At 60.5% G+C, this 24,414-nt stretch carries 21 protein-coding genes and 1 tRNA gene; 7 read left to right on the top strand and 15 right to left on the bottom strand.

What is annotated here, in order from left to right; translation table 11 throughout:
• Nucleotides 1-101: 101 nt before the first annotated feature.
• From CMG77_RS15525 to CMG77_RS15510, 3 genes are all read right to left on the bottom strand, one after another.
• Nucleotides 102-908, bottom strand: a complete 807-nt coding sequence (locus CMG77_RS15525) for a dienelactone hydrolase family protein (protein WP_286905110.1) — start codon at nucleotides 906-908, stop codon at nucleotides 102-104.
• Between the two features lie 457 nt (nucleotides 909-1,365).
• Entirely contained in the window at nucleotides 1,366-2,223 is an 858-nt protein-coding gene (locus tag CMG77_RS15515; protein WP_286905107.1) for a CheR family methyltransferase, read from the bottom strand.
• Nucleotides 2,224-2,272: 49 nt separating this feature from the next.
• Nucleotides 2,273-3,226 (bottom strand): chemotaxis protein, encoded by a 954-nt coding sequence (locus CMG77_RS15510; RefSeq protein ID WP_286905148.1) that lies wholly within the window; start codon nucleotides 3,224-3,226, stop codon nucleotides 2,273-2,275.
• Nucleotides 3,227-3,440: 214 nt separating this feature from the next.
• Between CMG77_RS15510 and flgA the strand changes: the two genes are divergently transcribed.
• From flgA to CMG77_RS15485, 5 genes are all read left to right on the top strand, one after another.
• Nucleotides 3,441-4,211, top strand: a complete 771-nt coding sequence (gene flgA / locus CMG77_RS15505) for a flagellar basal body P-ring formation chaperone FlgA (RefSeq protein WP_286905104.1) — start codon at nucleotides 3,441-3,443, stop codon at nucleotides 4,209-4,211.
• A gap of 139 nt (nucleotides 4,212-4,350) precedes the next feature.
• Entirely contained in the window at nucleotides 4,351-4,668 is a 318-nt protein-coding gene (gene flgM / locus CMG77_RS15500) for a flagellar biosynthesis anti-sigma factor FlgM (RefSeq protein ID WP_286905102.1), read from the top strand.
• A 69-nt stretch (nucleotides 4,669-4,737) separates the two neighbouring features.
• Nucleotides 4,738-5,232 carry a flagella synthesis protein FlgN gene (locus CMG77_RS15495; RefSeq protein WP_286905101.1) on the top strand — a complete coding sequence of 165 codons (495 nt, stop codon included), beginning with the start codon at nucleotides 4,738-4,740 and terminating at the stop codon, nucleotides 5,230-5,232.
• A gap of 89 nt (nucleotides 5,233-5,321) precedes the next feature.
• A tRNA-Arg gene (locus CMG77_RS15490) sits at nucleotides 5,322-5,397 on the top strand.
• Nucleotides 5,398-5,433: 36 nt separating this feature from the next.
• Nucleotides 5,434-6,144, top strand: coding sequence for a 16S rRNA (uracil(1498)-N(3))-methyltransferase (locus CMG77_RS15485; RefSeq protein WP_286905099.1), 711 nt, complete (start codon nucleotides 5,434-5,436; stop codon nucleotides 6,142-6,144).
• Nucleotides 6,145-6,154: 10 nt separating this feature from the next.
• On the opposite strand, the gene CMG77_RS15480 is transcribed toward CMG77_RS15485, so the two are convergent.
• The 3 genes from CMG77_RS15480 to ttcA form a co-directional block, all read right to left on the bottom strand.
• Entirely contained in the window at nucleotides 6,155-8,086 is a 1,932-nt protein-coding gene (locus CMG77_RS15480) for a putative bifunctional diguanylate cyclase/phosphodiesterase (RefSeq protein WP_286905147.1), read from the bottom strand.
• A gap of 560 nt (nucleotides 8,087-8,646) precedes the next feature.
• A complete protein-coding gene (ald, locus tag CMG77_RS15475) occupies nucleotides 8,647-9,759 on the bottom strand; it encodes an alanine dehydrogenase (RefSeq protein WP_286905097.1) in 1,113 nt (370 codons plus the stop codon).
• 77 nt (nucleotides 9,760-9,836) lie between these two features.
• On the bottom strand, nucleotides 9,837-10,718 hold the full coding sequence (ttcA, locus tag CMG77_RS15470) for a tRNA 2-thiocytidine(32) synthetase TtcA (protein WP_286905095.1): 882 nt from the start codon (nucleotides 10,716-10,718) through the stop codon (nucleotides 9,837-9,839).
• A gap of 567 nt (nucleotides 10,719-11,285) precedes the next feature.
• On the opposite strand from ttcA, the gene CMG77_RS15465 reads away from it, so the two are divergent.
• Complete coding sequence (locus CMG77_RS15465) at nucleotides 11,286-12,038, top strand: flagellar brake protein (RefSeq protein ID WP_286806499.1); 753 nt, start codon at nucleotides 11,286-11,288, stop codon at nucleotides 12,036-12,038.
• A gap of 140 nt (nucleotides 12,039-12,178) precedes the next feature.
• Entirely contained in the window at nucleotides 12,179-13,750 is a 1,572-nt protein-coding gene (locus CMG77_RS15460; protein ID WP_286876482.1) for a methyl-accepting chemotaxis protein, read from the top strand.
• A 23-nt stretch (nucleotides 13,751-13,773) separates the two neighbouring features.
• Here CMG77_RS15460 and gorA read toward each other — a convergent pair whose 3' ends face one another.
• From gorA to lolA, 9 genes are all read right to left on the bottom strand, one after another.
• Nucleotides 13,774-15,141, bottom strand: a complete 1,368-nt coding sequence (gorA, locus tag CMG77_RS15455) for a glutathione-disulfide reductase (RefSeq protein ID WP_286806494.1) — start codon at nucleotides 15,139-15,141, stop codon at nucleotides 13,774-13,776.
• A gap of 387 nt (nucleotides 15,142-15,528) precedes the next feature.
• Nucleotides 15,529-16,950 carry a DUF3482 domain-containing protein gene (locus CMG77_RS15450; protein WP_286806492.1) on the bottom strand — a complete coding sequence of 474 codons (1,422 nt, stop codon included), beginning with the start codon at nucleotides 16,948-16,950 and terminating at the stop codon, nucleotides 15,529-15,531.
• Nucleotides 16,947-17,993: a DUF2868 domain-containing protein gene (locus CMG77_RS15445; RefSeq protein WP_286806490.1), complete on the bottom strand. Its 1,047-nt coding sequence runs from the start codon at nucleotides 17,991-17,993 to the stop codon at nucleotides 16,947-16,949. Before CMG77_RS15445 ends, CMG77_RS15450 begins: the two co-directional genes overlap by 4 nt.
• A gap of 110 nt (nucleotides 17,994-18,103) precedes the next feature.
• Nucleotides 18,104-18,337: a hypothetical protein gene (locus tag CMG77_RS15440; protein ID WP_024460462.1), complete on the bottom strand. Its 234-nt coding sequence runs from the start codon at nucleotides 18,335-18,337 to the stop codon at nucleotides 18,104-18,106.
• A 121-nt stretch (nucleotides 18,338-18,458) separates the two neighbouring features.
• Nucleotides 18,459-19,856, bottom strand: coding sequence for a siroheme synthase CysG (gene cysG, locus CMG77_RS15435; protein ID WP_286876141.1), 1,398 nt, complete (start codon nucleotides 19,854-19,856; stop codon nucleotides 18,459-18,461).
• 199 nt (nucleotides 19,857-20,055) lie between these two features.
• Nucleotides 20,056-21,348 carry a serine--tRNA ligase gene (gene serS / locus CMG77_RS15430; protein ID WP_286806487.1) on the bottom strand — a complete coding sequence of 431 codons (1,293 nt, stop codon included), beginning with the start codon at nucleotides 21,346-21,348 and terminating at the stop codon, nucleotides 20,056-20,058.
• Between the two features lie 357 nt (nucleotides 21,349-21,705).
• On the bottom strand, nucleotides 21,706-22,080 hold the full coding sequence (crcB, locus tag CMG77_RS15425) for a fluoride efflux transporter CrcB (protein ID WP_286806486.1): 375 nt from the start codon (nucleotides 22,078-22,080) through the stop codon (nucleotides 21,706-21,708).
• Nucleotides 22,080-23,432, bottom strand: a complete 1,353-nt coding sequence (locus tag CMG77_RS15420) for a replication-associated recombination protein A (protein WP_286806484.1) — start codon at nucleotides 23,430-23,432, stop codon at nucleotides 22,080-22,082. Before CMG77_RS15420 ends, crcB begins: the two co-directional genes overlap by 1 nt.
• On the bottom strand, nucleotides 23,432-24,052 hold the full coding sequence (gene lolA, locus CMG77_RS15415) for an outer membrane lipoprotein periplasmic chaperone LolA (RefSeq protein WP_286806483.1): 621 nt from the start codon (nucleotides 24,050-24,052) through the stop codon (nucleotides 23,432-23,434). The genes CMG77_RS15420 and lolA overlap by 1 nt, the downstream gene beginning before the upstream one ends.
• Nucleotides 24,053-24,414: the final 362 nt, after the last annotated feature.

Here is a 24,414-nt window from a genome sequence, read left to right as displayed (position 1 = left end):
GTGATTATCGGTGCCCGGCCAGGGACTTGCAACCGATGTCCCGCACTTTTGCNCCGCCACCCCGACATTGCTTGCCGAAGTGGCNNAACACCGNCAACCCGCTAGCGGAACAGGTCCTCAAGGAANTGTTGCGTCTTGTGCCAAGAATCCGCATCGGCACTGGCGTCATAGCTCAGCGGGAGCTCGAANTGACGCNCCANCTCGGTCGCCTCCGGGTTGGTAAAACCATGTTGGGCACCGGCGTAGTTCACCAGTTCGTAGTCCACGTCGGCCTGACGCATTTCCTCCTCAAAGTCCGCTACCTGNTGGGCGGGCACCATCGGGTCCGCCTCGCCGTTGAACACCCTGACGGCGGCCTTCACATCTCCCGGCTGCGCCGGTGACTCTGCGGCCAACATNCCGTGATAACTCACCACCCCGTCCAGNTCCACNCCGGCGCGGGCCATGTTCAACACCACGGCGCCNCCAAANCAATAGCCCAGCGCGGCGATATCATCCGGCGCCACCATGGACTGCTCACGCAACACCGAGAGCGCCTCGGTGAAGCGCNCTTTGGCCGCCTCTTTATCGCTCATCACNGCCTGCATGAACTCATTCGCCTGGCTGGGATGTTCCGCGTATTTATCCGAGCCATACATATCCAGCGCGAAGGCGGCATAACCGAGNTTGGCCAGCATCTCGGCGCGCTGNCGGACATACTCGCCGTGCCCCCACCATTCATGCACGATCAATACACCCGGTCGGGTTCCGCTATNCGCATCGTCATACGCCAGGTAGCCGGTGAATGTCTCACCATCGACCTGATAATCAATTTCACGGGTCTGCAGCTCGGCCTGGGCGCTCAGGCAGACCGAAAGCAGGCTGCCGGCAAGCGTCCATCGAATCAAACGGGGGAACAGGTTGTTCATGACNAGTACTCCTTTTTCCTTTGGGGGATAAACATTGGGTAGAGCTATACGCCGCAACCACCGCCTTGTATCACTTTGNATCCTTGCTGAAACCGGAAANCNCGGGNNTCACAGTTCGGCCAGCTGCCAGACNTCGTACGCCGGTTCTTCGTAGGGATGGGCCGCCTTCAGGGCCGAAATGGCNGGGCGGATCAGATCGTCGGCGCACACCAGNTCNACGCGATACTCGGATACGCGCTCGACCTCGCCCTGACNCCCGAGAAACGGTTGACTGCCCGCCAGNGGTCGAAACTGTCCCTGCCCCAGACTCTGCCAGCAACAGCTGTCGTAATCACCGATACGCCCGGCCCCGGTGGCAAAGACGGCGGCTTTGACGGTTTCAAGATGGCTTTCGGGAACGAAAAAAGCCAGTTTGTACACGGCGTTTCTCCTCTCTCATCCTTTCTCGGGTCATTCGCTATTTGGCGCGATAGAGAATACCGGGGTCACACCGGACCATTTCGAACAGATGGGACGCTCCCGCCAAGCCTTCGGANGAACCCAGAAAAAGAATACCGCCCGGCTTGAGCGAGCCGTGGATTTTTTCCAGAATCCGACGCTTGAGGTCAGCGTTAAAATAGATCAGAACNTTGCGGCAAAANACGATATCAAATTTGCCCAAGCCCGCGTAGGAATCCAACAGGTTCCAGGCNTTGAANTCNATTCGATCCCGCACCAGCGGCTTCACCCGCCAGACNTTCTCCCGNGGGTTGTCAAAATAACGCTCCAGCCGCTCNGTCGACAGNCCNCGCACCACCGACAGGCGATCGTATTCGCCCCGCTTGGCCTGNTCCAGCACNATGGATGACAGNTCNGTNNCNACNANNTGTACCGGNCGGGCCAGNGCGCCCATCCGCTGACGCCGGAANTCCTCCACCATCATGCTGATTGANTAGGGTTCCTGGCCCGAGGAACAGGCGGCAGACCAGATGCGGATCGGCCCGGCCATGCGGTGTTCGGTCTGCATCCAGGACGGCAGCAGGGTGTTNCGCAGATACTCGAAGGGNTANATGTCACGAAACCAGAANGTTTCGTTGGTGGTCATGACATCAATGACCNGCTCTTTCANNCGACGGTTNGTNTTCTGCTTGAGCGCNCNGACCANGTCACTGAACGAGGACANTTGATACTCTTCCAGCAGGCGCCGGATGCGATTGGANACCAGGTACTGTTTATTGTCCCCCAGCGCAATGCCGCAGGCNTCCTGCAGAAACTGACGAAAGTGATCAAANTCCGCCTGATCAAAATTNTCGCGTTTTCCCGCCGCATTACTCATCAATACTTACCGCTCAAAAGTATGCTCCCACGGNNGCCTGAGCCACCCCTCATTCGCTCTGNTCNAGCAGATCTTCGCCCGTNATGGCTCTGACCCGGTCATTGACCTGNCGCGCCAGCTCATCCGGACTGAACTTGGCCAGNAAGGCNTCCGCCCCCACTTTCTTGACCATTGCCTGATTNAAAACNCCACTGAGCGAAGTGTGCAGCAAAATGTGCAGNCCCTTCAAATCCGGGTGATTNCGCACCTCGGCGGTGAAGGTATAGCCNTCCATCTCCGGCATTTCGATATCCGAGATGATCATCACCANCGCCTCATCCGGGTTCTTACCTTGAGCGACCATATCCAGCAGNTAGTCCAGCGCTTCGCGCCCGTCTTTTTTCAGGGTTGTCTGAATCCCGATGGACTGCATCACCCGCTGCACNTGCTTGCGGGCAATGACCGAGTCATCCACGATCAGGACATGCTTCTGGACNACCCGCTCGCTGATGCCGTCTTCAATGACACCTTCACTGATCTGCTCATTGACCGGAGCCGCTTCCGCCAGAATTTTTTCGACATCCACGATCTCCACCAGCTCGCCATCGACCTCGGTAACCGCCGTCAGGTAATGGGCTTTGCCGGCTCCCCGCGGTGGCGGATGGATATCGCTCCAGTTCATATTGACGATCCGGTCTACCCCACGCACCAGGAACCCCTGGGCCGTGCGGTTATANTCGGTAATGATGACAAANCTCGACCGTATGTCTTCCAGTGGCNCTTTGCCCATGGCCTGATTCATATCCATGATCGACAGGGTACCGCCGCGGATATGAGCGACCCCACGTACCACCGGGTTCCGCCCGGGAATGGCATTCAGCGGCGGGCAGGGTAACACCTCTTTCACCTTGAACACGTTGATGCCATACAGCTGCCGTCCCCCCAAGCGGAACAATAGCAGCTCCAGCCGGTTTTCACCCACCAGACGCGTTCTCTGGTTCACGTTATCCAATACTCCGGCCATGGATGCCCCTTCTACCTCTGATTTCATTNAACGTTCATTAANCCACTGNNNGNGAGAATACGCCCACACCCCATACTGCGGATGCCCCGGCGCTCCCCGCGAGCATTCCGCCCGACGGCACGCTCCTTGCTTCATTAGTGCCGATAGTTCCGTTAGCGGCTGAAAACCGTCACGCTTTAACCTTTACCGTCATGCACAAAGAATAGGACAAAAGATGGGTCCCTGTCGCCTTTTTCAGAGCCNGAGCCAATGCTCCCCCCGGGGAGTCGGGNCGTTGTGCGGGCGACTGGCGGGCGCATTGCTGNTGGTTCTGCTCGCCGCGCTGGCCCAGGCCANNCCGGAGAGCGCGNCATACCAGGATTTGNGCGAGCTCAGGGCCGACGTGCGNCAGTTCCTGGAGGCACACTACCGAGTTCCGTCAGTANAGCGGACCAAGATTACCGTGGGCCGGCTCGACAGCCGCCTCCGNCTGAAAGCCTGCGAGGCCCCTCTGGCGCTGNCGGTNAGCGATGAGGAGCGCAGCGGCGGAAATCTGACAGTGCACACCCGCTGNCCCGGCCCCACCGCCTGGGCGCTGTACGTCCCGGCGCAGGTGGCGGTATACCGNGAGGTCGCCGTCGCCAGCCGGAGTCTGGGNCGAGGNCACCGGATCGCCCAGGACGATATGACCATGGCATTGCGAGACACNGGCCAATTGCGTCAAGGTTTTGTCGTTGATGNAACGTCGGCTNTGGGAAAGGAGTTGCGCCGCCCGCTGAAGGCCGGCGAGCCGGTCCGGCTGGGGTTACTGATCGAGCCAACCGTCGTCGAACGGGGCGACCAGGTGCGCCTGCACGCCCGGATGGGCACCATCAGCGTTGATACCACGGGCACCGCCCTGAGTTCCGGGCGGGTGGGAGAGCAGATCCGGGTGCGGAACGACCGCTCTGAACGTATCGTCAGAGGGCGAATCACCGGACCCGGGANGGTCGACGTGATTTTATAACGCGAAATGGGTCACATTTATACACAAAGANTATTAAAGTTATAAGGATGCCGGCCGATAGTATGGTCAGAAGCCCGCATTTTGGCTGGCTCNCGGTCTTTCGGCCGGCATCATCGAACATTTTGTTGGGGAACAAAATATGGTTATTGACTCAAACAACGGTATCAAGCCCGGCAATAACGGCGGCAACAACCGCCCCAGCACCGTGGCACCCCGAGAATCCGGTCCNCAATCCGGAGCCGCTGGCAGCANCCCGCGTCCGGCGAGCCGNGACAGTGTTGAACTCAGTGCGGAGGCACAGAGCATGAACCGCCTGGAAGAGAACCTGGCGCAACTGCCGGATGTCGACGTCGAGCGCGTCGCNANTCTGAAACAGGCCATTGCCGAGGGTCGATTTGAAATCGACNCCGAACGCATCGCCCAGAATATGCTCAATCAGGACGACCTGCTGGGATAACCCCCCGCTGGCCCGGCGGGCCCCCAACACCGCCNGGGCCAAGCAGCNTTCGATTTTCGATGATCCGCCATGACCGAGGCCAANATGACTCCCTCAGCCGAATCCGTCAGCCAGATGCTGGCACACGACGCCCAAGCCATTGAAGAGCTCAGNCAGGTGCTGTTGCAAGAGCGCGAAGCGCTGGAGCNGCGCGATNTGGACGCCCTTCCCCCGCTCATCGACGCCAAAAACCGGCTCATGGCCGCACTCGGNGAGCACGCCCTGCAACGCCAAAGCTGGCTGGATGCNNCCANGCTNNCCCACAACCACGAAGGCTGGCAGCAGTGGTTGCACCAGCGCCCGGACACCCGCGNACANNCCCCACAATGGCAAGAGCTCGCCGAGCANTTTGAGGCCTGTCGGGCACTCAACGATATCAACGGCAAAATCATTCAGCGCTCCCGGCAGACNGTGGGCACGCTNCTGGANCTGCTNAGAGGNCAAAGTAACGACGGTCCCTCGCTGTACAACGCCCAAGGNCGCTCCGGNCCNCAGGGCGGCTCCCAGACCCTGGTCAAGGCNTGATCGCCNCTTACGNCGGCTTGTGCCNGNGTAAGGCTTTTTAGTATAGTTGCCGCCCCTGTCGGCGCCCCCGGGCNAGCGCGGCAGCNGATGTCCCCGTCGATTAACAGGATAAATCCTCCGCCTCCTAAGCGGAAGCTCCAGGTTCGAGTCCTGGCGGGGACGCCATTTTGTCGATTCAACGCCCGCAACCGGTCACCCCCAATGAACTTACTGCTGCTTNCCGACAGCGACNTGCTCAGTCCCACGGTGGCCGACCTGTCGGATAAGCGCCGACTCGACCATATTCTTNAGGTNCTCAAACCCCAGCTNGGTGANNGCCTGACCGTTGGCCGGCTGAACGGCGACTGGGGTACTGGCGAGGTGACCGAACTGAGCCGGNAACGAATCCGGTTATCCCTGACGCTGAATCGCCCGCCTCCGGAACCTCTGCNNTTGACCCTGGTTCTNGCCCTNCCCCGTCCCCAACAGATCAAGCGNATATTGCAGACCGTCGCCGGTAGCGGCGTCAAAGAGCTGCACCTGATTCACAGCCGTCGAGTGGAAAAAAGCTACTGGCAGTCACCCAGCATCCATCCGGACGCGGTGGAGACTCAGCTGCAACTGGGGNTGGAACAGGGGTGCGACACGGNGATGCCNCAGGTGCANTANCATCGNCAGTTCAAACCGTTTGTGGANGACACNCTNCCCGGGTTGATCGAAGGNCGNCGNGCCATGGTGGCCCACCCCTACGANGCCATTGCCTGNCCNGCTCAGGTGCAGGAACCGGTCACCTTNCTGGTGGGCCCGGAAGGTGGGTTCAATGAATACGAGNTCGGNCGNCTCNGNGAACTGGGGGTTCAGGCNGTACACNTGGGGCCCCGCATTCTCAAAACCGAAGTGGCCATNCCNTNCCTNCTGGGACGCCTGTTCTGATACNCGGCCCTCANGCGGANACGGTATGCTCCGCCAGCATGGNATCGAACGCCGACAGGGTAACGCCGGGGCTGAAATAGAACCCTTGATAGTAATGACAGCCGTAGCGCTGGAGAATATCGAACTGGGCCTCCAGTTCCACGCCCTCGGCGACCACATCGAGATCCAGCANCCGACCCATGGTAATGATGGTTTCCACCAACACCCGGTCGTTGTGATCATCCACAATATCCCGNACAAAACTCTGNTCGATTTTNAGCACGGTCACCGGTAGCTGTTTAAGGTANCTGATGGAGGAGTAGCCGGTCCCGAAATCATCCAGAGAGAAGCTGATCCCCTGCTCTGCCAGGCGCCGCATGGTNACAATCGCCTCGTCCACCTGCTGAATCACAATGCCCTCGGTCACCTCCATTTCCAGNGAATTCTCGGGTATCGGNTAGCGTTTCAAGGTGCGCAGGACGTCATCGGCAAAGGCGGCGCGCCGAAACTGCCGGGGGCTGATATTGATGCTCAGACGCATACCCGGTTTCCACCAGCCCTGCGCCTGCCAGTGCACCAGAGTTTCACAGGCGGTTTCCAGCACCCATTGGCCNACNTCCAGAATCAGCCCGGANGTTTCNAGAANGGGAATGAAATCCGCCGGCGAGATCAGNCCCTTGNTGGGATGNTGCCAACGCAACANGGCTTCGGCGCCGACAATGGTTCCNGTGCCCATATCNANTTTGGGNTGATAGTGCAGCGCAAACTGNTTGCCCTCNAGCGCNCGATGCAGATCGCCNTCCATNACCANCTGNCGGCTGACCTTGTCCGCCATNTCCTCNTTGAAAAACTCGATCGCATCGCGTCCCTTTTCTTTNACCTGGTACATGGCGGTATCGGCAAAGCGCAGCAGCTCATGCACCGAGCTGTTTTTATCCGGATAGATCACCACTCCGACNCTGCAGCTGATNCGCAAATCCAGNNTNTCCGTGTGGAAGGGGCGGGAAATGATACGCCGGATTTTTTCACTGATTTCCCCCGCCCNCANCGCGGCGGTCGANAGGTCTTTNTCCANNACNGTCAACACCACGACAAATTCATCGCCNCTNAGNCGGGCAACCAGNTCNTCNTCCCGNACCGAGCTGACCAGNCGCTGNGCCACNTCCTTGAGNACCTTGTCGCCCACNGGATGNCCCAGTGANTCGTTGATGTTNTTGAACTGNTCCAGATCGATAAACAGCACCGCACCGCAATANCCNTGCCNGGNCGCNCGACGGATTTCNAGATCCAGNCGCTCGACCANTTGNACCCGNTTGGGCAGATTGGTCAGGGCGTCGTGATGGGCCATGTGCTCCATCTTTGCCTGNGCATTCTTGCGCTCGGTNATGTCCACGGACACGANCAGAGCNACNGTCTGATCGTAGTAATGGAGCGGCATGANGTGACTCTGCAGNTAGAGTTTTNTGCCTTCNCGNGTNANAAAGGNCTCNTCATTGATTTCNACATCAATGCCCTGACGAATCACCCGCTGATCGTTCTGCAGAATCAGTTCCACATCATCCACGGCATNGCGGAACAGGTCCCGNACNTCCTGTCCGCGCATGGTGTCNACATCGCGACCNACCATGCTCGCCAGCGCCTTGTTGGCAAACAGGTAGCGNCCCTCAATATCCCGGGCNCCGATCATCACNGGCAAACTGTCGATAATCTGGCGCAGATGNCCTTCGCTNTTTCGCAACGCCANCTCNACCGCGCGACGCTTGGCNAGCGACAGATCNACNGCGTTCANCAATTGGTTACTGCTGTCGAGCAGTTGCGCCAGCTCATCNTGNCGNCCGGGCAANGGNGTNAGNCGNCGGACNCCGGGNTCTTCCGGGTTGATGCTTTTGATTTCCCGGGACAGGCGCGCGAGGGGTTTGGCCACCACAAAGTAAAAGGCNAANAACANCAACACCACCAGCATCGCNTTGCGAACCAGCCCGGTGATCAGGTTGAGNCNCGATCGCTCATANAANGCCTGNAGCGCCTGNTCCATATCGACGGTAAACGCCAGACCACCGGANGCGGTCTGGCCNTAGCCCGGGATNATCAGNTCGGAATACAGCTCCCGGGTCTCGTCGCTGATCAGCGAGGTCAGCCACCGNGTCTGGGAGGGTTTCTGTGCNGTCTGNCCCTCGGCCAGGGTATTNCCCAACTCATCGGTGACNCGCACNCCGATGACAAAGTCATAGGCCANCAGNCCATTGACCACTTCAGCGGACAGGTCATCATCCAGGGTNTGAACGGCGCGCATCGCCGGCGGCGTGGCCACTTCCATGACCCGACTGAACANCAGGTTAAGCTCCTCACGCTGGTTGTCCAGNTCNAGATACAACTGCACCGAGCTCATCAACAGGCCGAGCAGAAAGGCCAGGATGATGCCGATTTTCGCCAGCNGGAAAGAAACCCCCTGGAAAAGCGACGGTTCGTTCGTCATTTATGCTTATTGTCCNNTNAATGTCGTTTGTTTCAACAATTGNTAGCTTACTCCGGTCCGCNGCCGAACGCTACCCAGGGTTTGCCNANCGCCCGNGCGACCGCCTCNTGGGTGATNTGGCCCCNGTGCACNTTCAGGCCCGCCCTNAGGCCGGGGTCCCGCNTCAGNGCCTCCAGGCCATTCTGCGCCAGCGCCTGTACATATGGCAAGGTGGCGTGACTCANCGCCAGNGTGGCGGTTCGGGCCGCCGCCGAGGGGATATTCGCAACNCAGTANTGNACCACGCCATCGAGCGAAAAGGTGGGNTGACGGTGCGTNGTGGGCCGGGAGGTGGCGAAGCANCCNCCCTGGTCAATGGCCACATCCACCAATACNGCCCCCNTGGGCAANGCCCCCAGTTGCTCCCGGGACAGCAGCTTGGGCGCCGANTCGCCGGNTACCAGTACCGCGCCGATCAGCAGATCGGTCTGCGGNAGCGCCTGCTCCAGCGCGTNTTCNGTCGCGTACTCGCAGACCAGTCGNCCGTGAAACAGCGCATCCAGCTCCCGCAGGCGCACCAGGGACTTGTCCAGAATTCTGACCTGCGCNCCCAGCCCCAANGCCATGCGCGCCGCCTGAGTCCCCACCACTCCCCCGCCGANGATGGTGACNCCNGCCGGCGGTACNCCCGGAACCCCTCCGAGCAGGATGCCCCGCCCGCCCTGATGCAGCTCCAGGTGATGGGCGCCCGCCTGGGTGGCGAGCCGCCCGGCNACNTCGGACATGGGGGTCAACAGNGGCAGGCGTCCCGCCTNGTCCGTGACGGTTTCGTAGGCAATGCAGGACGCGCCCGAGGCCAGCAGCCCCTCGGCCTGCTCGGGGTCGGGCGCCAGGTGCAGAAAGGTGAACANAATCTGATCNGGATNGAGCTGGCGATACTCCTCCGGCTGCGGCTCCTTGACCTTGACGATCAACTCGGCCTGGGCGAATACCGCTGAGGCCGAGTCCACCAGAGTGGCCCCNGCCGCTTCGTANGAGGCATCATCCAGGCCNACCGCAGCGCCCGCCTCCNGTTCGACCAACACGCTGTGGCCCTGGCCCGCCAATTCCCGCACNGCACTGGGCGTCAGCCCTACNCGGTATTCATCGGTTTTGATTTCCCGGGGTACGCCAATCCTCATAGACACCTCTCTGCCTGAGNCCCGTGNATAGGGCCGATGTACCCCGAGTATAGGAGCTGGNCGCCNGCCGGGCTAACTCAGGANACTTGCAGAGCCGGGATAAACTGNTGAACGCCGGCCTCNGCCTGGGNNTCNTCCCCGGCNTCGGCCACAGCATCCGGNTCCACTTTCAATCCNGCGAAGTCAAACAGCGCGGTATCCGCCANCTGAGAGGGGGCCACATTGCGGATGGCGGAAAAGATGGTCTCGGTGCGTCCGGGGTACTGACCTTCCCAGTCGGTCAGCATCTGCTTGATCACCTGCCGCTGGAGGTTCTCCTGGGAACCACAGAGGTTGCAGGGAATGATCGGGAACGCCTTGTACTCGGCAAAATCCGCCAGGTCCTGCTCTTTGCAGTAGGCGAGCGGGCGAATCAGGACATTGCGCTTGTCATCGGCGAGCAGCTTGGGCGGCATGGCCTTGAGTTTGCCACCGTAGAACATGTTGAGGAACAGGGTCTCGATGATGTCGTCCCGGTGGTGACCCAGGGCGATTTTGGTCGCCCCGATCTCNTTGGCGAAGCTGTACAGGGTACCGCGCCGNANCCGCGAGCAGAGCCCACAGGTGGTTTTNCCCTCGGGAATCACGTCTTTGACGATGCTGTAGGTGTCGCGNTCNATGATATGGTANGGCACCCCGACCTGTTCGAGGTATTCGGGCANTATGTGCTCGGGAAAGCCGGGCTGTTTCTGATCCATGTTGACGGCGATCAGTTCGAAGCGGATGGGGGCGGTTTTCTGNAGGCTCATGAGGATGTCGAGCATGCCGTAGGAGTCTTTGCCACCGGAGAGGCAGACCATGATCCGGTCGCCCTCTTCAATCATGTTGTAATCGGCAATGGCACTGCCGACCTGACGACGCAGGCGCTTTTGCAGTTTGTTGTATTCGAGGCGNTCTTTGCGCACGGCGGGCTGNCTCATAATACTCTCNATNTTCGACGGTCCGAAAAATGCCGCCATTGTACGGATTTTAGCCGCCCCAGGGAATTGCCGCTCTAAGCGGCAACCGTCTGCCGCATTTCCTACTGAAACCTGGCTCTTTTGGGACTTCGCATAGAGGGCTGCGGGAGGGAAGGTCTCTTTGAGACACGCCGTGAACCCATCCATGGGGGCTCATTACCCGCCGTCCAGGCGGGTAACGGTCTCAAAGAGACCTTCCCTCCCTCCGCTGTGCAAACATAACGTTTCGGGAAATAGCCAGCCCAGCAAACACATGCTTGAGGTGCGTGAAACGGGCTACCTCCACCGCCCTTGACGTTGGTACTAGCGGAGGGAGGGTAACCCCCTTTGGGGACGTCACCGGCCTGGATGGCCGGTGCAGAGCTTACAGGGACGTATTCACAGCGGTCCCCAAAGGGGGTTACCCTCCCGCAGCCTTCTCTGCGAAGTCCCAAAATTTCGATCTGCACAATATGGCACACCCATTGCAAACTCACTCGTAACCGGCAAAGAACCGTCCGTTTTATCGACCTGGAATACGAGTCACCTATGGCCCTGTTGCGAGCACTGCTGCAAAAACTCTCCGCCAACGAACCCGCTGAGCGGCCGGCGCCCACGCCACAGGCTCCTGCGCCCGAAGCCGAGTGCGTCAAACACCTGCGCCCGCTCGCCGAACGTCGGCAACTGCTCGCCGTGCGCCATCAAGGCAGCGAATACCAAAGCCTCATCCTCGCCCTCGACACCCAACGGCAACTCCTCTGGCTCGACGAACTCTTCCCCCGGGCACTCAATCTCGAACCTGGCGACGAACTGACCGTCAGCTACCACGAAAACGGCCGCCTGTTCGAATTCAGTGCCCCGGTGGTGGGCTGGAGTACGCCCCAGAGAAGCGGTGGGCTCGCCCTGCCCTTGCCCGAACAGTTCTATCTCGGCCCCCGACGCCGTTGGCCCCGCCTCGACGTCTTCGGCTGGTACCCGATCAGCGCCCGCCTCGGTGTACCCGGGCTCTCCCCCCTGTGCGGAGAAATCCTCAACCTGTCCGCGGGCGGTATACGACTCGGACTCACCGGCGACTGGCGGCCGTTCCTGCACCACCGGGACATACTCCCGCTGTGCGAATTCACCGTCGCCCCGGGGCTCAAGGTTCGCTGCCGGGTGCGCGTCTGCGCGTTCAATCTCAGTCAGCGGCCCTGGCGTCAGACCCGGGTCAGCCTGTCTTTTGTCGACTTGCCTTCCGATACCCAAAATGCCCTGGCGGCCTTTGTGACCAACCAACAGAGCCGTGCACTGGCCGCCGCCTGAACGCGTGAGAATTCACTCAACTTAACGTCCGTGCGGTCGATAACGCCAGTAGGAGGACTACCCTTAAAGGGGTAGTTTCATCTAACATCGGCCAACAAACGCCGACTAGAAGTGATCGCGGTAACCGCTGAGGACACTGTATGCGCAACAACGGCCCCGTAACCGGCCGCAATATTCCGGTGAAACCCGGCGATGAACTGGTTTCATCAACGGACACCAAAGGCACCATCCAGTTCTGCAATGACACCTTTCAGGAAATTTCGGGCTTTACCCGGGACGAGCTGATCGGCCAGCCGCACAATATGATTCGCCACCCCGAAATGCCCGAGGCAGTCTTCGGTGTGATGTGGGGCGCGCTGAAAAGCGGTCGGCCCTGGATGGGTATTGTCAAAAACCGGTGCAAGAGCGGCGATCACTACTGGGTGGATGCCTACGTCACCCCCCTCAAAGACCGCGGCCAGGTACAGGGTTACGAGTCGGTGCGGGTTCACCCGGACGCGGAGCGGGTTGCCCGGGCCGAGGCGAGCTATCGACGGATGCGTGCCGGCAAGCCGGCCTGTCCGCGCTGGTTGAGCCTGTGGCATGCGACTCGAACACCGGTTCAGATCGGCGGCATTGCATTGCTCGTGCTATTACTGGGCAGCTGGCTGCTGGGATTGCTGACCCCGACCGTGGCGCTTGCCGCCCTACTGGGGAGCGCGGTCATCGGTGGTGCTACCCAGGCACTACTGGTACAGCACCTCAGCGAAAGCCTGAGCCGAGCCCGCGCCATTATGCACGACCCGATCGCGGCCTATATTTACACCGGTCGCAGTGACGCTTTGGGTGAAATCGAGTTTGCGCAATTGGCGCTGCGGGCGCGCCTGCGCACTGCTCTGGGGCGCTTTGGCGAATCCGCCCGGGAGTTGCACGGCCACGCCGCGCAGGCGCAGGCGCAGGCAGCACAAACCCACCGGGGTATGGACGAACAGCAGCGGGAAACCACTCGGGTGGCCGTGGCCATGCAACAGATGGCCCAGGCGGTGCAGGAAGTGGCCAGCGGCGCCTCGGACACCTCCGTGGCCACCCAAAGTGCCCTTGGCGAAGTCCAGCGCGGCGGCACGGTCATCAATACCGCCAGCGGCGCGATCGGGGACCTGTCTCGGCAGGTGGACAACCTGGGGCAAGTACTGGAGCGTCTGACCGCCGACAGTGGCGAGATTGCCAAGGTGGTGGATGTCATTCGGGGTATTGCCGAACAGACCAACCTGCTGGCGCTGAACGCGGCGATCGAAGCCGCCCGCGCCGGTGAGCAGGGGCGCGGGTTTGCGGTGGTGGCCGATGAGGTGCGCACCCTGGCTCAACGTACCCAGGACTCCACCGGGCACATTCGCAACATCATTGAGAAGCTCGGTGAAGCCACGGGGCAAGCTGGGGAGAGTATGGAGCAGTGTCTGAGTCTGGTCGATCGTAGCGTGGGCGAAATGGACAATGTACAGCAGGCGCTGTCGACCATTTCCGCCGCTGTGGAAAAAATCGATCAGATGTCACACCAGATTGCCTCCGCCGCCGAGGAGCAGTCGGCGACGGCCGTGGATATCGAACAGAACACCCAGCATATCAGCGACATTTCCGACCGCACCCAGAAAGAGGTCGCCGAGGCAGAAGCGCTCAACAAGGAAATGGAGCAGTTGTCAGAACGTCAGCTGAACCTGATTGTGCGTTTCGATTAACCGCCGTTTAGACGGGCACCGCGTCACTCATTGACGCGGGCCACCGGCTGGCGCAGGGTGACAAACTCTTCCGCCAGGGTCGGATGAATACCGATGGTGCGATCAAAGTCCGCTTTGGTCGCACCGGCGGTCATGGCCACACCCAGGCCCTGCATGATCTCACCCGCCTCAGGCCCCACCATGTGGCAACCCAGCACCCGGTCCGTATCCCGATCGACGATCAGTTTCACCAACGCCCGCTCGTCCAGATCCGGCAGGGTATATTGCATCGGGCGGAAGGCGCCCCGGTAAATATCCACGTGAACGCACTCCTTTCTGGCTTCTTCCTCGGTCAGACCGCAGCTTGCCATGGGCGGCTGACTGAACACCGCGGTGGGAATGTGCCGGTAGTCCACCCGCTCATTCATGCCGCCGAACAGGTTGCGGGCCAGGGCCATTCCCTGAGCCAGGGCAACCGGCGTCAGTTCATCGGGCCCGGTCACGTCGCCCAGTGCGTAGATGGACGGCTCGTCGGTCTGAAATTCCTCGTTCACCTGAATACGGCCCGCATCACTCAACCGCACCGCCGTGTTCTCCAACCCGAGCCCATCGGTTTTCGGCTTGCGCCCGGTAGCGTACATGACCTGCCCGACCGATAGCGTATTTCCCTGATCGGTATGAACCGTCAGCACATCGTCCGCGTTTTTCTCAATACGAGTGATGTCGGTGTTAAAGTGCAGGTGGATGCCTTTCTTGGGTAGCTCCTGCGCCAGATGCGTCCGCATATCCTCATCGAAACCACGCAGAAACAGCTCCCCGCGATAGCACAAGTGGGTTTCAACACCGAGGCCATTAAAAATCCCGGCAAACTCCACCGCGATATAACCACCGCCAACGATGACGATGCGCTCGGGAAGACTGTCCAGATAAAACGCTTCGTTGGAGCTAATGGCGTGCTCGACACCTGGCACTTCCGGCATCCAGGGCCAACCGCCCACAGCAATCAGGATGCGTTCGGCGGTGTAGGTATTGTCGCCTACGGCGACGGTGTGCCCGTCAACCAAGCTACCGGTGCCGTTGATGATTTCTACCCCAGCGGTGTTGAGCAGTTTGTCGTACACCTGATTGAGCCGTTCGATTTCGCGATCTTTGTTTGCACGCAGTTCCTGCCAATCAAACTTGATGGCCCCAGCGTGCCAGCCATAACCGGGGGCGGCGTGAAAGGTTTCTCGGTAGTGGGAAGCAAACACAAACAGTTTTTTGGGCACGCAACCGACATTGACGCAGGTACCACCAAGGTAGCGTTCTTCGATAATGCCCACTCTCGCCCCAAACTGCGCCGCAAACCGACTGGCCCGAACCCCACCGGACCCCGCGCCGATCACCAGCAAATCGTAATCGTATTGGCTCATTTTTGTCATTGCTCCTGTCGGTTTTCGTTCTCGAAACATTAGTCAACATTTAATCAATCGCAGCGTCACGACCGGTTCGGGAAGGGGGATACCTTTTCAAGACACGCCGTAAACCCATCCCTGGGGGCTCGACGCGCGGAGTCCCTCCGCTTACGGTCTTGAAAAGGTATCCCCCTTCCCGACCCTCAGTGCCACATCCAAATCTTGGCGTAGGTTCTATTTCCCGAAACGTTACGTTGGCACTGCGGAGGCTGGGTAACCCCTTGCGAGACCGTCACCCGCCTGGACGGCGGGTGATGAGCCTACAGGGATGTATTCACGGCGTGTCTCGCAAGGGGTGACCCAGCCGCAGCACTCAATTCGAAGCGCTACGCTCGAAATACAAAGTCAAACCCAACTGGTTTTTTCTTCCCGCGAAAACGCCTCGTCCAAGGAAACCCGTAACTGATGCTCCACCCAACGAACCAGAGCATCCTGATGTTTGGCCTGCCAACGCCCCTGCTGAAGTCGTTTTGCCCAACCCAACAGTTGCACCTGCTCCTCTCTTGGCCAGGTACCCGCCTCAGAACGCAACACCACCGCACTGCGCTCCGCGTGCGGTTTCAACCACAACTGGCGGGTGAAGGTCAGCGCCCGCGCCATCACCACCAGCGGGAAATTGGGGTGCTTTACCGGCCCCATCACCTGCTTTTGACGGGCCAGCGGCAGCCAGCCCAAACGCTTGCCCGGCAACTCCCGGCTGGCCAACCAACCGCCTACCGAACCGATGACACCACCGGAAATCGCACCGGTCAACAGCGAGGCACCGCCCAGACCAGCGTCCACCGCCAAGCCGGTCGCCGCGCCCGCACTGCCGCTGACCCAGAGCAGATCCCGCTGCTTGAGGCCCCAGAGATACCAGGTTTCCGTATTCATCAACTGATCCGCGTCCAGCTCCCAACCGCTGTCCCGCTCCAGTTCGCTGGTGCGATGGCCCCAGGCTTCACGCAGATGACGGAAAAAATCGGTTTCGCGCTCATCCAGCGCGCGACGCAACTGTTCTTCGGCCCGCTGACGACCGATGGCGCCGGGTACCTGTACCGGCTGGCGCTCCACTAGCTGCTCCGCCCAGTAGGCGGCCAGGGCGTCGCTGACATCTGTCAGGCGCTGTTGATCGCGCGCGGCCAGCCCCTGAATGAGCCCCTGTATCGGGGCAGACCATTCCGGGGTCAGTTCCCCCACGGCGCGTAGCAACGCCTGGCGAGCCGGCAGCGTAGCGGTAAGCGGGTTGAAGACCCGCACCCATTGAAAAAATTGGCCAAGGGTTCGCTGCCAGGTCTCGGTTTGCGACTGGGGCGCCATGGGGTTGATCACCGCCAGCCTGGGCTGTCCGGTCCAGCGCAGGATTTCCATTTCCGCTTCGTCCATCGGCGAGGGCGCCTGGGCACCATCCACCACATAGAGAATACCCGCACCTTCCATGATCGGCCGGAGCAGAGCGACTTCATCGGGAAAGCGCTCCGTGTGTCCCGGTTCCGCCAGGAAGGCGCGCACCCGGTCTGGCCGTGCGCCGGGGCTGACCGGTTCACGCTCCAGCCAGGCCTGTACCTGACGCGCCCGCTGAAAACCCGGCGTATCGATCAAGGTCAGTAACACCCGGCCATCCAGCGAGAACTCGAACCGGTCCGCCCGGCGCGTGGTACCGGAAGCCGGGCTGATCCGCACGCTGTCGTTCTCGGTCAAAGTCGAGACGATCGAGGACTTGCCCCGATTGGGGTGGCCCACCACGCACAGCCTGGGCGTCGGGTGTGACGATCCGGATCGGCTCATTCGGTCACCCATTGCAGCTGATGCTCACCGGCGAACTGACGCCAACTGGCCAGGTGCCGCTCGGGTTGGGTCTGGGCATCCACCATGGCCCGAAGTCCCTGTCGAGCCACGCCGGCATTTCTTACTTGTGCGACCAGGTCGGCCAGCTCTCCCAAGGGGGAGCGATTGGCGGGCACTTGCCACAACACAGCGGAAGGTTGTTTGGCCAACAGGGCCTCCAACTGAAGTTCGTCGTCGGACCAGAGTTCGCCCCCCAGGGTCGGTTGACCCTGTTGGTGCCGTTCCCAGTTGATCACCAGGGCGCCATCCCAGGCACTCAGAGGCGAGGCGGCCACCGGGGCCAGCCTTGCACCGCCACCCTGGCTGGTCCCGCGGATGGCGGGCCCGGGAGATTGAGCTTTCAGTTGACGCAGGCGGATCACTCCGACCACAGCGAGCAGTGCCCGCGGCACCAGGTTGTAAAACAGCAGGCTGGCCATCAGAAACGGCCACCAGTCCCCTGCCCGCTCGGTGCCCGACGCCCGGGGGTCAATTCGCACATAGCGCGTCGCGTCCAACAAAGAGGCGTCCGGCACCGCCGCCGACCAGAACCACGCCCAGGGCATCGCCAACCACTGCAGCAAGCGCAGAGGGCTCTGATCGCCATCGAGCAAGGTGGAACTCCAGCCAAAGGCCAGATCGGTGAACAGGAGAAGCGTCAGGAACCCCAGGATCATGCCCAGCCCGAGCAGAAGCCAAAAGCTCTGCAGACCGATCAGCATTTGCCAGCGCTGGCCGGGCTTGGGATACCAGTGGAGGGTTTTATGGCCCCAGCGGAACAACCAGGGCCGGTCGCGCCCAAAGGCGGCGGCTCCGGCGGCCACCAGGGTGCCCAGGAGGGGAATTCCGGCCCACAGCCACCAGAGCCAGAGCACGTTAAGTCGGCCGCCCGGCGCGTAGCTCAGTGACGCGGCGGCAATCAGCCAGCCGATGATCACCGCAAGCGGCCAGAGCCAGAAAGGTAATTGCAGGCGGGCATCAGTGATGCCATTGGAGTGGGTCATTCCGTCCCCGGGTCAATCGAAAGATCAGGGGAGATTTAACCACATTCGGAGGGGCGCCCGCGAGCGTTAAGGCCCGCGAGCAGCGGTGCGGTCACCCGAGGGGGTAAGCGTCACACCTCGATATCGATTTTGCGCCGACGGCGCCGGTCACCGGAGCGCATATCCACCAGGGGCTTGATATCCCGGCGGCGGCGATCACCTCGACGGCGCTCACGAATGGGCGCCACGGGTGTGGTATCCAGCACCTGCTCGCTCACCGGCATGGTTTCGTCTTTGGCCCGCGTGGTGTTGATCTTGGTGCGGGCCGACGGTGGCAAGGTGCTGGTTGGGCCTATGTAGGTCATGGTGACCTCCGATTCAGTTCGGACCGTCAAAACGACGGCGCTTACCTCTCATATCGGTCTTGGACCCGAAATCTTGACTGGAAGTTCGTTATTTTGTAATCAAAGTCTCGCCGCTGTCAATTTATTGACTGCCGGACCGCTCTGGAGAAAACCAGCTCAGCTCGTGATGTAACTGCACCACCTCACCCACAATCAGCAGCGTCGGACCGTGCACATCGCTCTCGGCCACCCGCTGGGGCATGGTTTCCAGGGTCCCGATCAGTACCCGCTGATCCTGGGTCGTGCCCTTCTCCACCAGTGCCACCGGCGTCTGGGGTGACCGGCCATGGCGAATCAGAACCTGACAGATTTCCTCCAGCCCCACCAGGCTCATATAGAACACCAGCGTCTGTCCCGGCAACGCCAGCTCGGGCCAGGTCAGGTTCGGATTGTCGGTTTTCAGGTGACCGGTGATAAAGCGCACCGATTGGGAGTGATCGCGATGGGTGAGCGGAATACCGGCATAGGCCGCGCAGCCCGAGGCGGCGGTAATGCCCGGCACCACCTGAAAGGGAATCTGGTGCGCGGCCAGCAGATCAATCTCTTCGCCACCACGACCAAAGATGAACGGGTCGCCTCCCTTCAGGCGCAGCACCCGCTTGCCCTCCTGGGCGAGCTTGAGCAACAGTTCGTTGATGTTTTCCTGCGGCATGTGATGATCACTGCGCCGCTTGCCGACATAAATCCGGTCCGCGTCCCGACGGACCAGCTCCATCACCTCTGGTGACACCAGCCGGTCATAGAGCACCACATCAGCCTGCTGCATCAGGCGCAGGGCTTTCAGGGTCAGCAACTCCGGATCACCGGGACCACCGCCCACCAGATACACCTCGCCCTGGGTATCGACATAGTCCGGATTGGCCAGATCCTCGGCAATGGCTTTCTCCGCCTGCTCGTCCTGACCACTGAAAACCAGCTCGGCAATCGGGCCCTGCAAGACTTTCTCCCAGAACCGGCGCCGGTTTTCCTCACTGAACGACTGCTTCACCCGCTCCCGCCAGCGGCTGGCCAACTGGGCAAGGCGACCGTAGCTTTTGGGAATCAGGGTTTCCAGCTTGGCCCGAACCATCCGCGCCAACACAGGCGCCTCACCGCCGCTGGAAATGGCGATCACCAGGGGCGAACGATCGACAATCGCCGGGGTGATAAAACTGCAGAGCTTGGGGCTGTCCACCACGTTGGTGGGCAGATAGCGGGCCTGGGACTCTTCCGAGATACGCGCGTTAAGTTCGTTGTCATCCGTCGCAGAACAGACCAGCACCACATCGTTCAGATCGGTGGATTCGTACTCCCGGTAATGCAATTCACCACCGCCCTGCTCGGCCAGGTGTTTGAGCTCATCGGAAATCTCGGGGGCCACAATACACAGCCGCGCCCCGGCACGGGCCAACAATCGGCCTTTGCGGGTGGCAATGTCGCCGCCGCCGACCAGAAGGCAGCGGCGGTTTTTCAAATCCAGAAAGACGGGGAAATAATCCATGGGGTATCACCGAGGGTGGAGCGAAGTCGAGTGAGGTAACGGCGGATGCGGGCTGCGCCCTTATCCGCCCTACGCCAACTGCCGTGCTATTCGTAGGGCGGATAAGCGGTCTTGCCGCGCATCCGCCGTTACCGAAACTCCAGAGGCCAACTGTCGGATTACGCGCTTTGCGCTAATCCGACCTACAAGACACTCCGGTTTAAACCGGGGTGTTTACGCCCAGGCTTTTCAGTCCACCCATGTAGGGCTGCAAGACTTCCGGAATGGTGATGCTGCCATCTTCCTGCTGGTAGTTTTCCAGCACCGCCAATAGCGTGCGACCAATCGCCAGGCCGGAACCGTTCAGCGTATGCAGCAGCTCCGGCTTGCCGGTTTCCGGGTTGCGATAGCGGGCCTTCATGCGGCGCGCCTGGAAATCCCGGAAATTACTGCAGGATGAAATCTCCCGGTAGCGCTCCTGGGACGGCACCCACACCTCAATATCGTAAGTTTTCGCCGCCGAGAAACCAATATCGCCGCCGCACAAGATGACAGTGCGGTAAGGCAGACCCAGCTTCTGCAGAATTGCTTCGGCGTGGCCGGTCAATTTTTCCAGAGTCTCATCCGACTCTTCCGGGCGGACAAACTGCACCAGCTCCACCTTTTCAAACTGGTGCTGACGGATCAGGCCGCGAGTGTCTTTCCCGTGCGAGCCGGCTTCACTGCGGAAACAGGGCGTGTGGCTAACAAACTTCATGGGCAACTGGTCCGCTCCGTCGAGCAGCACGTTGCGCAGAATATTGGTCACCGGCACTTCCGCCGTGGGAATCAGGTAAAAACACCGCTCATCATCCAACTTGAACAGGTCTTCCTCAAACTTGGGCAACTGGCCGGTGCCGGTCAGCGAATCCGAGTTCACAATAAAGGGCACATTCACTTCCTCGTAACCGTGCTCCTCAATGTGGGTATCCAACATGAACTGCGCCAGGGCCCGATGCAGACGGGCAATGCCCGAGCGCAGCAACGCGAAGCGCGCACCGGTCAGCTTGCTCGCGGTATCAAAATCCAGCCCGCCCAGGCGCGCGCCCAGATCCACGTGATCGACAATCGGAAAACCGAACTCGCGCGGCGAACCCCAGCGGCGCACCTCAACGTTATCGTCTTCGCTTTTACCTTCGGGCACTTCATCGGCGGGAATATTGGGAATTCCACTCAACAGGTCATCCAACTCCGCCTGAATCTCATCCAACTCTGCTTCGGCTTTACCCAGGGCCTCTTTCAGCTCACTGACCTGGGCCAGCAGGGGCTCCACATCCTCACCCCGCTGCTTCGCCTGGCCAATCGATTTGGCGCTGGCATTGCGCTCCTTCTGCAGGTTCTCGGTCTTAACCTGCACCTCACGACGGCGCTCCTCCAACGACATCAGGCGCGCAACGTCCAACTCATAACCACGCTTCTTTAGCGCCTCGGCCACCGCTTCGGGATTGGTACGAACAAGTTTTGGATCCAGCATAAAAATGTCTTATTTAGTTCAGAAGGTTAAAAAATAGAGGTCCTGATCTGGGGAGCCGGTGGGGTTACCCCTTTTCAAGACACGCTGTGAATGCATCCCTGCACGCTCGACGTCGGCATCCATGCCTTCGACGGTCTTGAAAAGGGGTAACCCCACCGACTCAGTGCCACGCGATGAATACGCAGCTTCGTTTCACGGAGTTTCTTATCTCCAAACAACTTGATGGTTAGCTCCAGCAAGTTCGGGTATCAGCATCCGGGGCCGTCGTCGGCGGGAAGCCGACGCAGAGCTACAGGGATGTATTCATGCGTGCCCCGGATGCTGATAGCCGAACTTGCCATCGAACAGAGCTAGACACTAAAAAACCATACGAGCCACATACACCGACACAATAACGGCAGACAGACAGCTCAACAACGTGACCAGCGAATAAACCACCGCCACCGCCGGCGCCCCATTCTGCCAGAGCAACAAGGCATCCAACGAAAACGTCGAAAAGGTCGTCAACGCCCCCAGAAAACCCGTAATCACAAACGGCCGATACTCCGGCGCAACAAGCCCCTTATCGACAATCAACACAAAGGCCAGGCCCACAAGGAGACAACCGAGCACATTGGCCACCAGCGTTCCCAGCGGAAAGCGCGTACCCATCACCGGAAACAGCCAAGTCGTCAAACCAAACCGACCCATCGCCCCCAGAGCACCGCCCAAGGCCACGGCCAACCACTGCATCAATCGCTCTCCTGGCTATAACGCCGAATCGGACTCTTGGCATCCAGCTCGCGGAAATAGGCCAACTTCTCCCGAATCCGTTGCTCAAGCCCCCGCTCCACCGGCTCGTAATAGACTCGATCCGCCAACTCTGGCGGCAAATAACACTCACCCGCCGCGTAAGCACCGGGCTCATGGTGGGCGTACCGATACTCCGCCCCGTAATCCATGGACTTCATCAGCTTGGTAGGGGCGTTGCGCAGATGCACCGGCACCTCATAGCCCGGCTGCTCGCGCACCTCGGCCATCACCGTATTGAAGGCATTATACACAGCATTGCTTTTGGGTGCCGAGGCCATATAAACCACGGCCTGGGCGATGGCCAACTCACCCTCCGGACTGCCCAGGCGCTCCTGGGTATCCCAGGCCGCCAGCGCCAGGGGCAGCGCGCGCGGATCGGCATTGCCGATATCCTCACTGGCGATACGGACAATGCGCCGGGCGATATAGAGCGGATCGCAACCGCCATCGAGCATCCGGGCAAACCAGTACAGCGCGCCGTCCGGGGAGGAGCCCCGCACCGATTTATGCAAGGCGGAAATCTGCTCGTAAAACAGATCCCCGCCCTTATCAAACCGGCGGACATCGGCGGCCAACACCTCCTCCAGCACCGCCCGGTCGATCACTTTCTGACCGTCGCGCTCCTCCGCCAGATCCGAGGCAATCTCGAGCAGGTTCAGCGCCTTGCGCGCATCGCCATCTGCCGCCTTGGCCAGCGTGTCGAGCCACTCCGCCTCAATCCGGATGCCGTCGTTTCCGAGACCCCTCTCGGTATCCTCCAGCGCCTGGTGTAACACCTGGCGAATATGCTCAAACTCCAGTCCACGCAGCACATACACCCGGCAGCGGGACAACAGCGCGTTGTTCAGCTCAAACGAGGGGTTCTCGGTCGTCGCGCCAATAAAAATCAGCGTGCCGTCTTCCACATAAGGCAAAAACGCATCCTGCTGCGCCTTATTGAAACGGTGCACCTCATCGACAAACAGAATGGTTTTGCGCCCCCGGGCGGCCCGCTCCTGTTCGGCCACCTGCACCGCCGCACGAATATCCTTCACCCCCGCCAGCACGGCCGAAATGGTCTGAAAGCGCGCATCCGCCTGCTCAGCGAACAGTCGCGCCAGGGTGGTCTTACCCACCCCCGGCGGCCCCCACAGAATCATGGAGTGCAGATGACCGCGTTCAATAGCGTCGCGCAACGGCTTGCCGGGCGCAAGTAAATGCTCCTGCCCAATATAGTCCGCCAGGTTCCGCGGCCGCATCCGCGCCGCCAGGGGCTGATAAACCGGCTCGCTTTGAAACAGATCGCCCGCCATCAATCCACCAACACATCAACGCCGTCGGGAACCTCAAAGGTAAACCGGCCGTCATCGATGGACTCATTGCGTTTCAGATCGGACAGAGTAAACCGGGTGATCTGGTCCAGATTGTCATCCATCCGGATTTCCCGAAGCAGATCACCGTCAAACGTCAGAACCAGCGCCGCGAACAGACTGTCATCATCCTTCGGCTCCAGACGGAACGCATCCCAACCCTCATCCGTTTGCGTGTGGGTGATCTCAAACTGCTCATTCAGCGCGGTCAGCTCATCACTGAGAATCAGCGCCGGCGTATCCTGCAACTCCTCATCGAACTCACGCACCGTCACCTGCATCAGATCCGGATCGTACAGCCAGATGGACTCGTGATCCGACACCAGACGCTGCTCAAACGGCTCCCGCGTGTGCCAGTCAAACTTGCCCGGGCGAGCCATGGCGAAATCCCCCGAGCTCTCCTCCAGCACCTCGCCGTCCATATCGATCAAGACCTGAGTAAACTCGCCTTGCAGGCTGGTCATGGCGTCCAGGCGGGAGCGCAGCTCGGCGGTCGGGTCGGCATGGAGGGAGGCGCTCAGAAGGAGCAGGGTTGAGGTGATCAGAGCGTAGAGTCGGTTCATAAATAGTGGCTCGGTTGTTTGGTTGTGTTCTTTGGACCCCGGGGGGTGGTTGTAAAGTTCCGGTGGTTTTTTGGTGGATGACGCCCTTTGGGCTCCGATACGTCGGACCGATCCACCCTACGTCATTACCGCAGCATCTGGTATTGGGTCACGGCGGGTGCGCCTTCGGCTTACCCGCCCTACGCGACCTCAGGTGGAAGCTGGCACTGAGGCGAGAGAGGGGAATACCCCTCGGAGACTCTCGGAGGCATGGATGCCGACGAGAAGCCCCCATGGGCCGCTCATTGGCTCCTGCCATCGCGGCATTCGTGCATCCATGCACATCATGGGTTTACGGCGGGTCTCCGAGGGGTATTCCCCTC

Origin of the sequence: Marinimicrobium sp. (assembly GCF_002695945.1) — a bacterium.
GTDB classification, from domain to species: domain Bacteria; phylum Pseudomonadota; class Gammaproteobacteria; order Pseudomonadales; family Cellvibrionaceae; genus Marinimicrobium; species Marinimicrobium koreense.
This window is presented reverse-complemented; position numbering and strand designations above follow the sequence as displayed.